Here is a 17,428-nt window from a genome sequence, read left to right as displayed (position 1 = left end):
TGGATTTATTTAGTTGTTTTTGATTTTTCGCCGAACAAAATTTGTAGGGTGGCATGGCTACCTAGCATTAAGCCCATACCAACAAATAACAGGTATGGCCACACAATTAACCAGTAAACAATTGACATTGCAACTATGCGCAATGGATCTGATTTCCCAAAATTCATCATGGAGCTTAAGAATTCTTTTCCATGAATCAGTCCACTCACACCAGCCTCCAAGTAATTTAGACCTATGACCACCGCTAAATAGACTAAAGACTCAACGATCAAGGAGTTCACAATCCCATTTTTCTTATCAACCGTAATTGGAAAAAATGCCTGAGCTACCAACATGAACTTCGCGCAAATTGCCCCTTTAAATAAAGCAAATCCAAATATAGATAAAGGAATCGGCCTTTCATCAAGAGAGGTTGTCGCTAAAAAGGCAAGAGCACAAAACCATACGCCGAAGTAAATAGTTAGCTCAAATGCTTTAATAAATTCTTCCCTCGCTTTTTCTTTTAAACTTTTCGCAGGGGCTGAGTGGAGGGGTGTTGCAGTCATAAAAACTTTCAGAGTTATTCGATTAGCAGTTACTGCAAGAGCCACCAGCTTCAACGGGGGCGGGTTCTTGAGTGTAGCGTGCAATAAATGCGTGCTTGCTCTTCAGTGGTAATTTAATCCAAACAAAGTGACCCGATCCAGGGGCTACATCAATGGGCTCGCCTTTGAGATTCCACATGGCATCGAGCACCATATCTTGATTACCCTCAGGCTCAATGATTTCCAATTTATCTCCAAGGGAGAAACGGTTCTTGACATCTACCTTGACGCGACCTGTTGCTTCATCAATTTCTAAAGTCTCGCCAACATAGAGGCTTCTACCTGATAGGGAGTGACCACGCATATAGAGTTGATATTCTTTATCGTGATGACGCTCATAAAAGCCATCGGTATAGCCACGATTTGCAAGGCCCTCTAAATTACCAATGAGGGACATATTCATTGGACGTCCAGCAACTGCATCATCAATCGCAGTGCGATAGGACTGGCAGGTACGTGAAACGTAATAAGGTGACTTGGTGCGCCCCTCAATCTTGAATGAGTCCACGCCCATCTTCGTCAAGCGTTCAATATGCTCAATCGCACGTAAATCCTTAGAGTTCATGATGTAAGTGCCGTGCTCATCTTCTTCCATTGGCATCAGATCATCTGGGCGACGCGCCTCCTGGAGAAGAACTACATCACCGCTGGTATTTTGCTGGCCTGGCTTGACCTTGTAATCCCAGCGGCAAGCGTTGGTGCAAGCACCTTGATTGGAGTCACGATGTGACATGTAGCCAGATAGTAAGCAGCGACCAGAGTAGGCAATACACAAAGCGCCATGAACAAATACTTCTAATTCCATTTCTGGACAGTCTTGACGAACCTCTTCGATTTCATCAAAAGAAAGTTCGCGTGACAAGATAACTCGGCTAATGCCAACAGAGCGCCAGAACTTGGCAGAGGCACCATTGACGGTATTAGCCTGAACCGATAAATGAATTGGCATATCTGGCCAAGCTTCTCTAGCCATCATGATGAGACCGGGATCTGACATGATCATGGCGTCAGGCTTTAATGCAACCACGGGATCCATGTCTTTAATATAGGTGCGGGTCTTACCGCCATGAGGTAGTAGGTTGGATACTAGATAAAACTTTTTACCTAAAGCATGGGCGGTATCAATGCCTTCTTTAAGTGTTTCCATTTTTCCGAAGTCGTTATTACGTACTCGGAGTGAATAACGTGGCTGCCCCGCATAAATGGCATCAGCGCCAAAGTCAAAGGCGGTGCGCAGCATAGAGAGGCTGCCGGCAGGGGCTAGAAGTTCTGGAATCTTGGTCATGGGGGCTATTTTAGTGAATACAGGCATTCTTGGTTGATTTGCAGCAACACCAAGGCCTGGAGGCCAATAGGCATGTGTTTATCCCAGCAATCCAGGTAAATAACCCTCTATGAAGAGTATCCTACGGGGTCTGTGGCGAGCATTGCAATAATGAACAGGGAGCCTTCCCCTTGAGCTGTCCACCCGAAATTGAAGGCACTATTAAAGAATCAGAAAGAACGCAATGACAAAACTCACATCCAAGCCAATCCTTAAAAAAGCGAGCGGCATTTTGGCGCAAGAGTTTGCGATACCTAAAGATATCGCTTGGGCCTGGGTCACATTATTGCTGTCACAAGAAGAGCAAAAGCGCGATAGCGAGGAAAAGCGCTATGCCCGCATTGCAGAATTCGAGGCTTGGATTGCGGAACTCAACTTACCGACTGATCCAAAAAATCCTACAAGCGGTGCCGTAAGCCCAGAGTCGGTCAAGAATTCAGCTAGAAATGTATTTGAGTGGCCGCATGAGTACATCTTTGAAGAACCGGCAGCAGCCATGCATCCAGATTCTAAGGTCACATATGCCGATACGATTACTAAACCAATCTTGGATGCTATTAAAGATGCTGGCGGATCTGATGATCGTCCTGCACTCATTGCTATTTTGGAAGGCTACGCAAAAGAGGGCAAAGAGCCATTTGCAAATGTCACACCAGAAGGTATTGAATGGAAAGGCAGCAATTGGGCTGAGGGAGACAAACTCAATCTACTCACCATCAAGACCTTGAATAACCGCCTAGCGAATCTAAGAAAGAAGGGGCTGATTTAAGCTCAATTGCTTCACTCGGATTTCAAAAGAAAAACCACCTTACAAGGTGGTTTTTCTTATATTTGGCTCCTCGACCTGGGCTCGAACCAGGGACCTACGGATTAACAGTCCGGCGCTCTACCAACTGAGCTATCGAGGAATAAGCCGATATTATAGCAAGATGAAATCATCTACTCCAAGTTCTGTACAGATCCCTAAAGTATTGACCATCGCCGGGTCCGATAGTGGCGGCGGCGCAGGCATTCAGGCTGACCTCAAAGTCATTACAGCCCTAGGCGGATATGGGATGTCGGTCATTACCGCCATCACTGCCCAGAACACTTTGGGGGTAAGCCGTATTCAGGATATAGACCTTGATGTGGTCGAAGCTCAGATCGATGCAGTATTTCTGGATATTGGGGTTGATATCGTCAAAATTGGCATGTTGGCCAGCCCAGAAATCGTCCGTACCGTGGCATCAGCCCTCAAGCGCCACGGAGCCAAAAGAATTGTCCTGGATCCCGTATTAAGAGCAACTTCAGGCGCCAGTCTTGGTGGTGACGATACTGCTCAAGCCATTATTAAAGAGTTGTTTCCGATAGCGACTTTAGTAACCCCTAATCTGGAGGAGGCATCCTTACTGCTAGGCCGAGAATTAACTGGTCCCGAGGATTTCAAGCTAGCTGCAGAAGAGTTACTCGACATGGGCCCCCAGGCAGTCTTGATCAAAGGCGGTCATCTCGATTCCACCCATACGCAACTGACGGATTTTCTGATGTGGCGAACTGTGGAAGACGGCCTTGAAGTAATTCAATCAAAAGAGTTCAAGCATTACCGCGTCAATACAGCCAATACCCATGGCACCGGTTGCTCATTAGCATCCGCCATTGCAACTTATTTAGCAGATGGTCACGATCTTTCTCATTCGGTTGCTAAGGCAATTTCTTATGTTGAGGCAGGGCTTGAGGCAGGGCGCTTCTTAAGTATTGGGGAGGGCCCCGGACCCTTGTGGCATATGCATGATTTTTATCGAACTGCACTACCGGAAGAAGAGGGTAAGTATTAAGTTTGATGCATTAAGTCTTATGACTTAGGTCTTCATCAACTCTTGAAGACGCTTCACAGCTGCTTTAGGATCACTAGCGCCATTAATTGCTCTGACAACAGCAACTGAGCCAACTCCACTTTGTGCCACCGCATGAATACTGCTTTCATCGATGCCACCAATTGCCACTAATGGGTAGTGACTCATCAATTGGGCGTACTTATATAAACGCCCTAAACCCTGTGGAGCGGTTTCCATCTTCTTCAAATTCGTTGGAAAAACAGCGCCCATAGCGATATAACTTGGGCAGAAACGATCTGCATAAACCATCTCAGCATAACCATGGGTGCTTAAGCCAAGCCGAAGGCCTGCAGCTCGAATGGCATCTAAATCTGCAGTCTCTAAATCTTCTTGTCCCAAGTGGATTCCGTAGGCGTCAGCCTCAATCGCTTCTTGCCAATAATCATTAATAAAGAGCAAGGTCTTGCTGCCCTGGACTGCATCAACAGCTTGCGCAATCTGTTTGCGAATAAGCTTTTTATCCTCGGATTTGAGGCGCAGTTGTACGGTTGGTACTTCGGCTTCCACCATGCGCTTTACCCAATCAGCATCAGACATCACCGCATATAAACCCAAGCGCTTTGGACACTCTGCAAACGCATTGGGGTTCATATTGCGGGTCCAGGGAAGCAAGTCAAAATGCTCGGGTCTTGATGGCCATTTAAAGGGATTAAATCCGCCATCTTGGTGCACCATGCGTGACCAAGCTTTGCCTAAGGTTTTGGCATCACGTTCAATAAAGCCCATTTGAATTGCAGCAACCATGCCGGCGAGTTCGTAATGATCAGCAGCATGCTCGTTATCAATTAATGGCGGTGGCGATGCCAGACTGAATTCTGGAATCGGAATACACAAATCCGCTTTGCTATGAGCTGCAACAATTTGATCTGCAAGGTCGCGAACTAAGCTCATCAGTACCTTATTTAACTTTGATGCCAAAAAGGCGTGCCAACTAATGGTGTACTAGCTTGTGCAGATTGCTGGGCTTTCATAGCACCAGAAAGATAGGCGGTGCGACCAGCATCTACAGACATTGCAAATGCCTTAGCCATCGCCACTGGATCATCGGCTAATGCAACAGCAGTATTCAGTAGGACGCCATCAAAACCCCATTCCATCACACTGCATGCATGGGAAGGTAAGCCTAATCCAGCATCTACCAACAGCGGAACCTTCAAGCGATCACGCAAGAGTTTTAATGCATAAGGATTTAATGGTCCTTGGCCTGTTCCAATCGGTGCAGCCCAAGGCATTACTGCTTGGCATCCCACATCAACTAAGCGTTGGCACAAGATAAGATCTTCCGTGCAATAAGGTAGAACCTTAAAACCATCTTTAATTAAAGTTTCTGCCGTAGAAACTAAACGCAATGTATCGGGTTGCAAAGTGTAGTCATCGCCGATTAGCTCCAACTTAATCCAGCTAGTTTCAAAAACCTCGCGCGCCATTTGCGCGGTTGCAATCACTTCTTTTGGACTGTGACAGCCAGCAGTATTGGGTAATACCGGTACAGCCATTTTCTTCAAGAGATCCCAAAAACCAGAATGCGCTTCTGCTGTAGAGGTTCCTTGCCTGCGTAGGCTTACGGTAATCATTCCAGGATTAGATTGCTTAACAGCGTTCTCTAAAACTTGAGGAGAAGGGTAGCGCGAAGTACCTAGTAATAAACGGCTAGCAAAAGTCTCTCCATACAGAACCAGCGGATCTGCAGTATTTAAAGGATTTGGTAAAGGGGCGGTCATGTAAATAGATTACTTATGTATTGAATTTGTATTCGTAGATGAGTTATCCACCGGTAACTGGTGCAATGACTTCCATTTCATCGCCTTCACGCAAAACTTCTTCTGCATGTCTGGTCTTTGGTACGAATTCATAATTGATCGCAACGGCAAAAGGTGGTTTTGCATCGATGAGCAATAGAACATCATCAATCGTGCTGTTATCCGGAACCTCTTGAGCAACTTGGTTGACCATTATGCGCATGCGCTTAGCTCCTGATGGGCTAAGCCTGATAGCTCTAATCCCAATTCAATTGCAGTGGAGCTAGATCCTGTGCTCAGCACTTCCAATGCGCAATCCAAAATAGCTGGAGAGATCATGAAGCCATGGCGATAGAGTCCATTGATCATCATGAGGTCAGCCTGGTTGGATTTTTGATCAAGCAAAATCTCAGGCAAGTTATCTTTGAGTGTTGGGCGGCACTGTGTCGCCATCTCCAAAATACGCGCTTCTGCAAAGCCACTATGCACGGTATAAACCGCACTGAGTAATTCCATGGCGGAGCGCACGCTCATCGGAGATAAATCCTCGGATTCAATTTCTGTTGCGCCAACAACATAGACATCATCTTCTTTTGGAGCGATGTAAATTGGATAGCGTGGATGAATTAAACGAGTAGGGCGACGTAGTTTGACCTCTGGTGCATGCAAGCGAATAACTTCGCCACGCACCCCACGCAAATCTTTGGAATCATCACCAATCTGTTTCCAGGAATCCTTCGCACCCAGGCCACGACAATCAATCACCCAATCAAAGCCATGCTCTTTATTACGGAGTTGCTCAGGATCAACGGATTGATTCCAATGACAGGGCACTTTCATTAAAGTGAGCTCAACTAACAAAGCCTCTAGTAATTGGCGGTTATCTAATTGACCTTCATTCGGAAGATAGAGGCCTTGGGTAAAACGATCAGCAACGCCTGGCTCAATATCTGCGAGAGATTGGCTATCCAAATGAATCGGTTTAGACAGCGCCTGATTACGATCACAATTTCTTTCAAGATGGGATGCAAAACGTTCTGCATCACTGGCATCTTGACGATGCCATAAGATCAAAGTGCCATCTTGCTGAAAGTAAACCGGCTTAGCAAGTTCATCGATGAGTTGTTTCCAACGCGGTAGGCTATGAACACCCATCCGCACAACGTTATCTTCCGTAATAGCAGATTCCGCTAGAGGCGCAAGCATTGCAGCAGCAATTCGGGCTGCCGCATTAGCAGCATCTGAGCCGCCTTTCTCAAACAGCTCAACTTGAGCACCGCGTTTAGCAAGCGCAACCGCCAGCAACCGACCCATAAGGCCGGCGCCAACGATGGCATATTTGCCGCTTGAGAATGCCTTAGTCACTTACTGATAAATCTCGCTACCGCGCTTACGAAACTCTGCTGACATCTCTTCCATCCCTTTTTGTGGATCGGCAGAGGCTTCTGCAGTAATCGGAATTACTTTTGCTTTCGGATTACCATCGGCATCCAAGGTCGCAGCGTAATCACGCACTTCTTGAGTGATCTTCATGGAGCAGAACTTCGGTCCACACATTGAGCAGAAGTGGGCAATCTTGGCACCTTCAGCAGGTAAGGTTGCATCGTGATACTCACGGGCACGCTCAGGATCTAAGCCAAGATTAAATTGATCTTCCCAGCGGAACTCAAAACGCGCTTTTGATAAAGCGTTGTCGCGAACTTGAGCGCCAGGTAAACCTTTCGCTAGGTCTGCGCCATGGGCTGCAATCTTGTACGTGATGATGCCGGTACGGACATCTTCTTTATCCGGCAAACCTAAATGCTCTTTTGGTGTGACATAGCAAAGCATCGCCGTACCGTACCAACCAATTTGCGCAGCACCAATACCGCTGGTGATGTGATCGTATCCAGGGGCGATATCGGTAATCAATGGTCCAAGGGTATAGAAGGGTGCTTCTAAGCAGTGCTTTAATTCCTCAGTCATGTTTTCTTCAATGCGCTGCATCGGAACGTGACCAGGGCCTTCAATCATCACTTGAACATCATGCTTCCATGCTTTGGCAGTTAACTCGCCAAGGGTATGAAGTTCGCCAAATTGAGCAGCATCATTGGAGTCGGCGATACAACCAGGGCGCAAACCATCACCTAAGCTAAATGACACGTCATAGGCTTTCATGATCTCGCAGATCTCATCAAACTTCGTATAGAGGAAGTTTTCTTTATGGTGAGCTAAGCACCACTTAGCCATGATGGAGCCACCACGAGAAACGATGCCGGTAATACGATCAGCAGTGAGTGGAACATAGCGCAGTAATACGCCAGCATGAATAGTGAAGTAATCCACACCTTGCTCAGCTTGCTCTACTAATGTATCGCGGAACATTTCCCAAGTGAGGTCTTCTGCAATACCACCGGTCTTATCGAGCGCTTGGTAGATTGGAACAGTTCCAATTGGAACAGGTGAATTACGAATAATCCACTCACGGGTTTCATGAATATGCTTACCGGTAGACAGATCCATAATGGTATCTGCACCCCAACGAATGGACCAAACCATTTTCTCTACTTCTTCATTGATAGAGGAGGTCACTGCAGAGTTACCGAGGTTGCCGTTAATCTTCACGCGGAAGTTACGACCAATAATCATTGGCTCTAATTCAGGGTGATTGATATTGGCAGGAATGATCGCGCGCCCAGCAGCAATTTCTGAACGTACAAATTCACCAGTAACAATGTCAGGTAAATTGGCGCCGTAGCTCTTACCAGGATGCTGCTTGAGTAGTTGTTTGTATTCAGGATTCTTGCGCAATTGCTCAAGGCCCATAGACTCGCGCAATGCAACGTATTCCATTTCAGGAGTCACGATACCTTTACGGGCGTAATACATTTGGCTCACGTTTTGGCCAGCGCGTGCAACGCGAGGAGGATTAATGTGGGCAAAACGCAGATTCTGGGTAGCCGCATCTTGTGAGCGAGCAACGCCATACTCAGAGCTCGGTCCAGCTAATTGCACTGTATCGCCACGTTCTTCAATCCAGTTCTTACGCAATAAAGGCAAACCTTTTTCAAGGTTGATCACGATATCGGGATCGCTATAAGGACCTGAGGTGTCATAAACGGGTACAGGTGGATTGGGAACCATCTCTTCACCTACGCGAGTTGATAGTTGCTCAATCATTCGGATAGGAGCTTTGATATCTGGACGCGAACCTTCTAGATAGGTTTTGGTCGAAGCGGGATAGGCAAATTTTTGGCCAAAGTCTCGCTCCAAGCTTTTAAGGCTAGGAATTTCTTGTTTAGATTTATTTTTGGTATCGCTCATGTCCATCTCCTGACTGTAATTAGATGGACGAAACCGGGTGACGGTCTGATGGAAAACTCCCCACGCCAGCATTACCTGGATCGGGTTATAGGGTCTTTCTCAGCGCCTCACAGTAAAAATCACTATCAGGGCACCCCTGTTTCATCCTTAGAGCTAATTTAACCACGAATTCACGCCAAGTTGGGTGACCAAAATCAAGTAGCGAAGAGTGCTTCAGTCTAGGACGGGGAAATCTAGCCTGCTTTGGTATTACGCAATATGAAATCCGCCGTCACAAATGCGGCATCGCTAGTGAATTCATCGGCAAGAATGCGGGCTGCAGCCTCTGAAATCGAGATTTCGATAAAACCACTGACTTCACCATCGTGGTTGGTCGGTACAAAGTTGTCCGCTAGCTCCAAGTCATAGATATAGAGCTGCTCATCATGAAAACCTCGCCCTGGAATGGGGCGGCGCATATGGATGCGGCCCACTGGCTCAATTTGGTCAGAAATCTGGGGTGGGACACCGGCTTCTTCCCATAATTCTCGGCGGGCGTTCACCCAGGGGGTTTCATCAGCCCCAATACCACCTACAGCCAAGTTATCTAGCCGACCTGGGTCGGTAGCCTTGGTTTCACTCCGGCGTCCAAGCCAGAGATTGCCGGCCTTGGTATAGCCATTAATGTGGGTTGCCATGCTCCGAAAGCCAAAAGTACGGAAGGCAGAGCGCTCTAAACGGAAGTATTCATGTCCATTTTGGTCAATCCAAGCGAAATCCTCATGTCGCCAGCCCGGAATAAAGCCACCTTGGTGCATCCGATCGGCCAATTTCGCCAGACTCTCGGAGAGCGTCAAAGGTCTTGCATGGCGAATAGTCAGGCGATCGTGACCCATATCTATATGAGGGATTGGATTTTTAGCCAAGGATTCTTGTAAATACGGGATGAAATCCGGATTTAAATGCCCAATGACCTGCCCAGAGGAGGCGCCACCCAGAAAATGGATGGGTAAAAAATCCTGTGGGGCAGACCTCGCCGTGTTTTGGAGCATCTCCTCAAGGGCGGCAATGGTGCTGGTGGTGAGCTTGTGCATGCCCTAAGTGTAAGAGAAATTAAAAATACTAAAAAAGTAATCTAAAAATCTATAAATGAATTTCAATTGTCAACAGATCTTTACTTATATTTTTGTATGAGGTGGATGCTCATAATTTAAGCAAGCTAGGTCACTCTATACAAATCTGCGACTTACGAAAACTTTTGGGTATTTATCCACAAAACCTGTGGATAAGTTTTAATTTGGGAGTGGTCCCGCCGACAGGAATCGAACCTGTATCCCACGCTTAGGAGGCATGTGCACTATCCATTGTGCTACGGCGAGAATAAAAAATTAAAAACTATTTTTTCAAAAAGATGTTAGGGCGTGAAACATTATCCACTGATTACCAGCCACACATCGCCCATACTGAATTGGTGATGGCAACCATCATGTCGGGCGCAAAGTAGGAGAAAAAAATCATTCCCAAAATAATGATTGCAAATGGATACAAGAGCCATTGCGATATACGGTGTTTTGCTTGCATATCGTCTTAAGCGAGCGCAGCGCGATGAATCGCGCGCTCTTTAACAGGCAAGTTGACCAAGAACGCAAATACACCCAATGCAATCGCAATATTCCAAACAATCAAATAGGAGCCAGTCCGATCAAATAAGTAGCCACCAAAATAAGCACCACAGAAGCTGCCCAACTGATGTGAGAAAAATACCAAGCCAGAAAGCATGGTGAGGTATTTAACGCCAAAGATCTGCGCCACGATCGCATTGGTTAAAGGGATAGTGGATAGCCATAAGAAGCCCATGATGGCTGCAAAGATATAGGTAGAAGTTGGGCTGAGTGGCAGCCAAACAAAAGCCATGATGGCAACAGACCTGAGGATATAGATCCCGGATAGTAGGTAGCGCTTAGGGAAGCGTTGGCCTAGTATTCCGGCGCTATAGGTACCAAAAATATTGAATAAGCCAATTAATGCCAGTGCAGTTGTTGCTACTGCAGGTGCACCAACATCGGGATAGATCTTAGATAGATCTTTGAGGTAGGGCGCCAAATGCACTGCGATAAACACCACCTGGAATCCGCAGACAAAATAACCCAAGGTAAGTAATCTAAAACTAGGATTACCAATGGCTTCTTTTAGCGCTTGTTTAATTGTTTGATCGCTTGCTTGCTGCAGATTGTTTACATTGGGTTCGCGCAACATAAACGCAATTGGAATCATTAAGCTGGCCATCAGCGCCAACATGAGTAGCGCATCATTAGCGCCAAAGCTGCTGAGCAATCCTTGCTCAACCGGAATCATGAGGAATTGCCCAAACGATCCAGCGGCTGCAGCAATGCCCATAGCCCACACCCGTTTTTCTGCAGCAACGTTGCGACCTAAGATTCCATAGACCACGCTATAGGTTGTTGCAGTCTGCGCTAGACCAATCAGCAATCCACCAGCTAACGAAAAGTTCAAGGCATCGCTGGAGACTGCCATGCCGGCTAAACCAAGCGCATAGAGTGCGCCACCAGCGACCATAATTTTGAGAGCGCCATAGCGATCAGCCAATGCACCGGTGATCGGTTGAACTGCACCCCAAATCAAATTCTGTAAGGCAATTGTGAGGGCGAAGGTTTCACGACCCCAGCCATTGGCTGAAGTGATAGGTAAGTTAAATAGACCAAAACCATGGCGTATGCCCATGGAGAAGGTCACCATCAGCCCGCCAAAAATCAGCACTTGTTTAAGCGATAACTTTTGGCTTGAATGGCTTGATGACATTGGGTTAAATAATGCCTTTATCTTGAAGGGCGGCGATAGCCTGGGGATCTAAGCTTAAGCGTTCCTTCAAAATCTCATGTGTGTGCTGACCCAGGGTGGGTGGGGCCATCCTCACTTCAACTGGCGTTTCTGAGAGCCGCATTGGGCTGCCAACAAGTTTCATATTGCCAGCAGTAGGGTGTGGAACGTCAATTTGGACGCCGCGCGCCTTAACTTGCTCGTTATCAAACACTTCCTCAAAGTTGTTGATGGGCCCACAGGGTACGTTCGCTGCCTCTAATAGGCTTATCCACTCGGCCTTAGTTTTGCGTCGAGTCATCGCTTCTAGCAATGGAATCAATGACTTGCGGTGTTCCACCCGCAAAGGGTTGCTGATGTAGTGTGGGTTAACGGCTAAATGTGCCTCGCCACCGGCAGTAACGAAGTGTCCAAATTGACCATCGTTACCGACGGCCACAATCATCCAACCGTCTGAAGTTGGGAAGGTTTGATAAGGGACGATGATCGGTGAGGCATTGCCCCAGCGCCGGGGAACTTTATCCGAGCATAGGTAGGCGCTAGAGACGTTGGCCATGACTGCAATTTGAGTATCCAGAAGAGCCATATCGATGTATTGGCCTTGACCAGTCTGATCGCGATGGACTACTGCGGCCAAGATAGCCGTGCTTGCATACATGCCGGTAAAGATGTCCGCAATTGCGACGCCCGCCTTTTGTGGGCTGGCTCCTGGAAAGTCATCTGCCTCACCAGTAACACTCATAAAACCACCCATGCCTTGGATGATGAAGTCGTAACCTGGACGATGAGCATAGGGGCCGTCTTGGCCAAAACCGGTAATAGAGCAGTAAATCAGGTCAGATTTGACCTTTTTCAGGCTTTCATAATCCAGGCCGTACTTGGCTAAATCGCCAACCTTATAGTTTTCAATGACTACATCAGACTCTTTAGCGAGCTGGCGAATGATTTCTTGGCCCTCAGGCTTGCTGATATCGACCGTAATGGAGCGTTTATTGCGATTAATACAGATGAAATAGGCTGTTTCCGCAGTGTCATGGCCCTTGGCATCCTTCACAAAAGGAGGACCCCAATGGCGGGTATCGTCCCCAACGCCTGGGCGCTCCACTTTAATGACATCTGCACCTAGATCGGCGAGGTTTTGTGCGCACCACGGGCCGGCAAGAACACGGCTGAGGTCTAAAACGCGAATATGACTTAAGGCTCCCATCTGCTAATTTTGGCATGAATAGAGGGGTAATTCAGGAAAATTCAGGTTTTGCTTTACACATGACTACAATTTGCCCGCATGGCTACCCGTAAAACTTCCGAATACAGCGAATCATCGATTCAGGTCCTTAAAGGACTGGAACCCGTCCGTCAGCGGCCGGGAATGTACACCCGCACCGACAACCCTTTGCACATCATTCAAGAGGTGCTCGATAACGCTTCCGACGAAGCTTTAGGTGGGTTTGGTAAGCAAATCATCGTGACATTGCATACCGATAGCAGTGTGAGCGTAGAAGATGACGGTCGTGGAATTCCGGTTGGAATACATCCCACTGAGAAGTTGCCTGTTGTAGAAATCGTATTTACCCAGCTCCATGCTGGCGGTAAGTTTGAAAAAGGTACAGGCGGTGCTTATGCGTTCTCCGGTGGTTTGCATGGCGTTGGTGTCTCGGTAACCAACGCTTTATCTAAGCGCCTTGAAGTCACTGTATGGCGTGAAGGCCAGGTGTCTACTTTGACTTTTGCTGATGGCAAGGTCATCGAAAAGCTTAAAACTAGTGCCGCTGGTAAAGAAGATAAATCACACGGGACACGTGTCCGTGCATGGCCTGATGGCAAGTACTTTGATAGCCCTGGCATCCCGATGCCCGAGCTCATTCGTTTATTACGCTCTAAAGCGGTCTTGTTACCAGGCGTCAAAGTCACGCTGATTCAAGAGAAGTCTGGCGAGAGTCAAACTTGGCAATATGCCCAAGGCTTACGCGGCTATCTAAACGAAGCGATGGCTCAAGCAGGCCATGGCGCAGAAGTGATCCCTCCATTTGAAGGTGAGCAATACGCCACCGGTAATGGTGATGACGATTCCTTTGCTGAAGGCGAGGGCGCGGCATGGGTTGTTACTTGGACTGAAGACGGCGCACCAGTGCGTGAGAGTTATGTGAATTTGATTCCGACTCCAGCAGGCGGAACGCATGAGAGCGGATTACGTGAAGGTCTCTTTAATGCCGTTAAAGGTTTTATCGAGATGCATGCTCTACAGCCTAAAGGTGTGAAGCTCATGCCCGAGGACGTGTTTGCACGCGCCTCCTTCATTTTGTCTGCCAAGGTTTTAGATCCTCAGTTCCAAGGTCAAATTAAAGAGCGCTTGAATTCCAGAGACGCAGTGCGTTTGGTTTCGGGTTACGCTAAATCTGCATTAGAGCTTTGGCTTAATGAGCACGTGGATTACGGCCGTAAATTAGCCGACTTGGTCATTAAGCAGGCGCAGGCAAGAACCCGTGCAGGTCAAAAGGTTGAGAAGAAAAAATCTTCTGGCGTTGCAGTGCTTCCTGGAAAGCTGACTGATTGTGAGAGCCAAGACATTGGCCTGAATGAAATCTTCCTCGTAGAGGGTGATTCAGCCGGCGGCTCAGCCAAGATGGGTCGCAATAAAGAATATCAAGCGATTCTGCCTTTGCGCGGCAAGGTTCTCAATACTTGGGAAGCAGAACGCGATCGTTTGTTTGCGAATAATGAAGTACATGACATTGCTGTTGCGATCGGGGTTGATCCGCACGGCGCTAATGACACTCCTGATTTATCGAACTTACGTTACGGCAAGGTATGCATCTTGTCTGATGCGGACGTCGATGGTGCACATATTCAGGTATTGCTGCTCACCTTGTTCTACAAGCATTTCCCGAAACTCATTGAGTTGGGTCATGTGCATATTTCAAGACCACCTTTGTTTAGGGTAGATGCGCCAGCGCGTGGCAAAAAGCCAGCGCAAAAGATCTACGCACTAGATGCAAATGAGCTCCAAGCAATTGAAGATAAATTGCGCAAGGATGGCGTTAAAGAAACTGCTTGGCAAATCTCTCGCTTCAAAGGTTTGGGCGAAATGAGTGCTGAGCAATTGTGGGATACCACCTTGAATCCAGATACCCGTCGCCTCTTGCCGGTGACCTTGGGTACATGGACAGAAGATGAAACAATTAAAACAATGGATATGTTGATGGGTAAATCCGAGTCCGGGGCGCGTCGTGATTGGTTGGAAGAGCGCGGTAACGAAGTAGAGGCGGATATCTAATGGCAACTAAAAAAACTCCTGGCGGCACTGGTTCGGACGATCAAGCAGACTTGTTTGCTGGCGAACCCATTGAAATGAATATCGTTGAGGTGGATGAGCCAATCGCTGTGCAAGCAGGTGGCCCTAAGGATCCACATGATCCTAAAATTGTTGAGCTCAATGAAGATGACAAAGACAGCCTGACGCTGGCAGTCTACGCAGAGCGCGCTTATCTTGATTACGCAATTAGCGTAGTCAAAGGCCGCGCCTTGCCAGATGTATCGGATGGTCAAAAGCCAGTTCAGCGCCGTATTCTTTTCTCGATGAGCGAGATGGGTTTGCGTGCTGATGCTAAGCCGGTGAAGAGTGCTCGTGTTGTGGGTGATGTATTGGGTAAGTTTCATCCGCACGGCGACCAATCCGCTTATGACGCATTAGTACGTCTTGCCCAGAGCTTTTCATTACGCTATCCACTCATCGATGGTCAAGGTAACTTCGGCTCGCGTGATGGTGATGGCGCAGCGGCAATGCGTTACACCGAAGCGCGTTTAACCAAAATTGCGGGTCTCCTGCTCAGTGAGATTGATGAAGGTACGGTCGATTTTGCGCCGAACTACGACGGATCTTTCCAAGAACCTAAGTTGTTACCAGCACGCTTGCCATTTGTTCTCCTGAATGGCGCATCTGGTATTGCGGTAGGTATGGCGACAGAGATTCCTTCGCATAACTTACGTGAAGTAGCTAGCGCAGCGATTGCTTTAATGAAGTCTCCAAAAATGAGCACTTCAGAGTTGTTGGAAATCATGCCCGGCCCAGACTATCCAGGTGGCGGTCAAATTATTTCCTCTCCAGCAGAGATTGCGCAGATTTACGAAGCAGGTCGCGGTAGTCTTAAAGTGCGTGCCCGTTGGTCTATCGAGGAATTGGCTCGTGGCCAGTGGCAGATTGTGGTCAATGAGTTGCCACCATCCACTTCGTCACAACGCGTACTGCAAGAGATTGAAGAGATCACCAATCCGAAGGTCAAAGTTGGTAAGAAGACCTTAACCCCTGAGCAGAACAATCTCAAATCCACCATCTTGAATGTACTTGATGGTGTACGTGATGAGTCGAGCAAAGATGCTGCTGTGCGTTTGGTATTTGAGCCTAAGAGCAAAAATATTGATGTCAATGAGTTTGCGAACTTATTGCTAGCCCACACATCACTAGAGTCCAATGCGCCAATGAATTTGGTGATGATTGGTACTGATGGCCGCCCACGTCAAAAAGGCCTCAAAGAGATTATTGCTGAGTGGATTTCTTTCCGAGTCGGCACTGTTACACGTCGTACTCAGCACCGCTTAGGTAAGGTTAACGACCGTATGCATATTTTAGAAGGGCGCTTAATCGTTCTTCTCAATATTGATAAGGTCATTAAGATCATTCGCAATAGCGATGAACCTAAGGCTGACCTCATTAAAGAATTTAAGCTCAGTGATCGCCAGGCGGAAGATATCTTGGATATCCGTTTGCGTCAGTTGGCTCGCCTCGAAGGTATCAAGATTGAGCAAGAGTTAAAAGAGCTCAAGTCTGAGCGCGATGATCTCGAAGGTTTGTTGCAGAGCGATACCGTTCTCCGTAAGCGCATCATCAAAGAAATCGAATCGGATATGAAGGATTTTGGCGATGATCGTCGCACCTTGATCCAGGAAGATAAGCGCGCCGTTGCTGAAACTAAAGTATTGGATGAACCAGTAACGGTCATCGTGTCTCAAAAAGGCTGGGTGCGTGTACGCCAAGGTCATGAGCATGATGCAACTCAGTTTGGCTTTAAAGCAGGTGATGCCCTCTATGGCACATTTGAGTGCCGCACAGTTGATGTGATGCAAGGTTTTGGCAGTGATGGTCGCGTCTATACCGTACCAGTTAGTGAGTTGCCTGGTGCCCGTGGTGATGGCTCGCCATTAACCAGCTTTGTGAACTTAGCTGCTGGATCACAAATGGTGGCTTACTATGCTGGCCAGTCCGATGATCTAGTGTTGATTTCTACTAGATCAGGTAACGGCTTCCTTGCAAACGTTGCAGATATGACTACCCGTAACAAGGCTGGTAAATCTTTCGTTGGTATCGATAGTAAGTTCCCAGGTGGTGATGCACCGCTTGGAGCGGCTAAGGTGACTGCTGGCATGAAGCAAGTGGCCTGCTTATCTGAAAGCTCTAAGTTATTAGTATTCCCGCTAGATGAGCTAAAGCGTTTACCCACTGGTGGTAAAGGCGTCATTCTGATGGGCTTAGATGACAAAGAGAAGTTGGCGTCTGCAATTGCTGTTGGTCCTGATGGTGCTACGTATTCTGGTGCCGGACGTGCTGGCAAGCCAACCGAATTAAGTCTTGATGCAAAAACTCTGAAATCGTTTGCAGGTAATCGCGCTCGCAAAGGACATTTTGTAGAGCCAAGACTGAAGGATGGAAAGCTCAAGGCAAACTAAATAGCAAGCCTAGCTTGGAAGAAGTTCAAAAAACCCGGTCCTTAGTTGATCGGGTTTTTTTGTTTT

General features: G+C 47.4%; 15 protein-coding genes, 2 tRNA genes and 1 riboswitch. Of the genes, 4 read left to right on the top strand and 13 right to left on the bottom strand.

What is annotated here, in order from left to right; all coding sequences use genetic code 11:
• Positions 1-5 precede the first annotated feature (5 nt).
• Positions 6-590 carry a hypothetical protein gene (locus ICN25_RS08790; protein ID WP_370624718.1) on the bottom strand — a complete coding sequence of 195 codons (585 nt, stop codon included), beginning with the start codon at positions 588-590 and terminating at the stop codon, positions 6-8.
• Complete coding sequence (locus ICN25_RS08785) at positions 568-1,869, bottom strand: U32 family peptidase (RefSeq protein ID WP_216181550.1); 1,302 nt, start codon at positions 1,867-1,869, stop codon at positions 568-570. The genes ICN25_RS08790 and ICN25_RS08785 overlap by 23 nt, the downstream gene beginning before the upstream one ends.
• 223 nt (positions 1,870-2,092) lie before the next feature.
• Between ICN25_RS08785 and ICN25_RS08780 the strand changes: the two genes are divergently transcribed.
• On the top strand, positions 2,093-2,677 hold the full coding sequence (locus ICN25_RS08780) for a hypothetical protein (protein WP_216181545.1): 585 nt from the start codon (positions 2,093-2,095) through the stop codon (positions 2,675-2,677).
• A gap of 63 nt (positions 2,678-2,740) precedes the next feature.
• Here ICN25_RS08780 and ICN25_RS08775 read toward each other — a convergent pair.
• Positions 2,741-2,816: transfer RNA gene (locus ICN25_RS08775), tRNA-Asn, on the bottom strand.
• 21 nt (positions 2,817-2,837) lie between these two features.
• Here ICN25_RS08775 and thiD point away from each other — a divergent pair.
• The gene (gene thiD, locus ICN25_RS08770) at positions 2,838-3,722 is read left to right on the top strand and encodes a bifunctional hydroxymethylpyrimidine kinase/phosphomethylpyrimidine kinase (protein WP_216181542.1); all 885 of its coding nucleotides are present in this window, start codon (positions 2,838-2,840) and stop codon (positions 3,720-3,722) included.
• Positions 3,723-3,746: 24 nt separating this feature from the next.
• Here thiD and thiE read toward each other — a convergent pair whose 3' ends face one another.
• From thiE to ICN25_RS08720, 10 genes are all read right to left on the bottom strand, one after another.
• Positions 3,747-4,673 carry a thiamine phosphate synthase gene (gene thiE, locus ICN25_RS08765; RefSeq protein ID WP_216181540.1) on the bottom strand — a complete coding sequence of 309 codons (927 nt, stop codon included), beginning with the start codon at positions 4,671-4,673 and terminating at the stop codon, positions 3,747-3,749.
• 11 nt (positions 4,674-4,684) lie between these two features.
• Positions 4,685-5,503, bottom strand: coding sequence for a thiazole synthase (locus tag ICN25_RS08760; RefSeq protein WP_216181537.1), 819 nt, complete (start codon positions 5,501-5,503; stop codon positions 4,685-4,687).
• 43 nt (positions 5,504-5,546) lie between these two features.
• On the bottom strand, positions 5,547-5,744 hold the full coding sequence (thiS, locus tag ICN25_RS08755; protein ID WP_216181534.1) for a sulfur carrier protein ThiS: 198 nt from the start codon (positions 5,742-5,744) through the stop codon (positions 5,547-5,549).
• On the bottom strand, positions 5,735-6,886 hold the full coding sequence (locus tag ICN25_RS08750) for an FAD-dependent oxidoreductase (protein WP_370624717.1): 1,152 nt from the start codon (positions 6,884-6,886) through the stop codon (positions 5,735-5,737). The genes thiS and ICN25_RS08750 overlap by 10 nt, the downstream gene beginning before the upstream one ends.
• On the bottom strand, positions 6,887-8,824 hold the full coding sequence (gene thiC, locus ICN25_RS08745; protein ID WP_255535933.1) for a phosphomethylpyrimidine synthase ThiC: 1,938 nt from the start codon (positions 8,822-8,824) through the stop codon (positions 6,887-6,889). It lies immediately after the preceding gene.
• A gap of 40 nt (positions 8,825-8,864) precedes the next feature.
• Positions 8,865-8,972, bottom strand: a riboswitch (TPP riboswitch).
• Between the two features lie 85 nt (positions 8,973-9,057).
• Positions 9,058-9,897 carry an NUDIX hydrolase family protein gene (locus ICN25_RS08740; protein ID WP_216181531.1) on the bottom strand — a complete coding sequence of 280 codons (840 nt, stop codon included), beginning with the start codon at positions 9,895-9,897 and terminating at the stop codon, positions 9,058-9,060.
• A gap of 210 nt (positions 9,898-10,107) precedes the next feature.
• Positions 10,108-10,182: transfer RNA gene (locus tag ICN25_RS08735), tRNA-Arg, on the bottom strand.
• A 61-nt stretch (positions 10,183-10,243) separates the two neighbouring features.
• Positions 10,244-10,384 carry a hypothetical protein gene (locus tag ICN25_RS08730; protein ID WP_216181529.1) on the bottom strand — a complete coding sequence of 47 codons (141 nt, stop codon included), beginning with the start codon at positions 10,382-10,384 and terminating at the stop codon, positions 10,244-10,246.
• A gap of 6 nt (positions 10,385-10,390) precedes the next feature.
• On the bottom strand, positions 10,391-11,623 hold the full coding sequence (locus tag ICN25_RS08725; RefSeq protein WP_216181527.1) for an MFS transporter: 1,233 nt from the start codon (positions 11,621-11,623) through the stop codon (positions 10,391-10,393).
• A gap of 4 nt (positions 11,624-11,627) precedes the next feature.
• A complete protein-coding gene (locus ICN25_RS08720) occupies positions 11,628-12,848 on the bottom strand; it encodes a CaiB/BaiF CoA-transferase family protein (RefSeq protein ID WP_216181525.1) in 1,221 nt (406 codons plus the stop codon).
• A 78-nt stretch (positions 12,849-12,926) separates the two neighbouring features.
• Between ICN25_RS08720 and ICN25_RS08715 the strand changes: the two genes are divergently transcribed.
• Positions 12,927-14,915, top strand: coding sequence for a DNA topoisomerase IV subunit B (locus ICN25_RS08715; protein WP_216181523.1), 1,989 nt, complete (start codon positions 12,927-12,929; stop codon positions 14,913-14,915).
• Positions 14,916-14,989: 74 nt separating this feature from the next.
• Positions 14,990-17,362, top strand: a complete 2,373-nt coding sequence (parC, locus tag ICN25_RS08710) for a DNA topoisomerase IV subunit A (RefSeq protein ID WP_255536756.1) — start codon at positions 14,990-14,992, stop codon at positions 17,360-17,362.
• The last annotated feature ends 66 nt before the right edge of the window (positions 17,363-17,428 follow it).

This window comes from Polynucleobacter sp. 80A-SIGWE, from assembly GCF_018882295.1.
In the GTDB taxonomy this organism is placed as follows: Bacteria; Pseudomonadota; Gammaproteobacteria; order Burkholderiales; family Burkholderiaceae; genus Polynucleobacter.
This window is presented reverse-complemented; position numbering and strand designations above follow the sequence as displayed.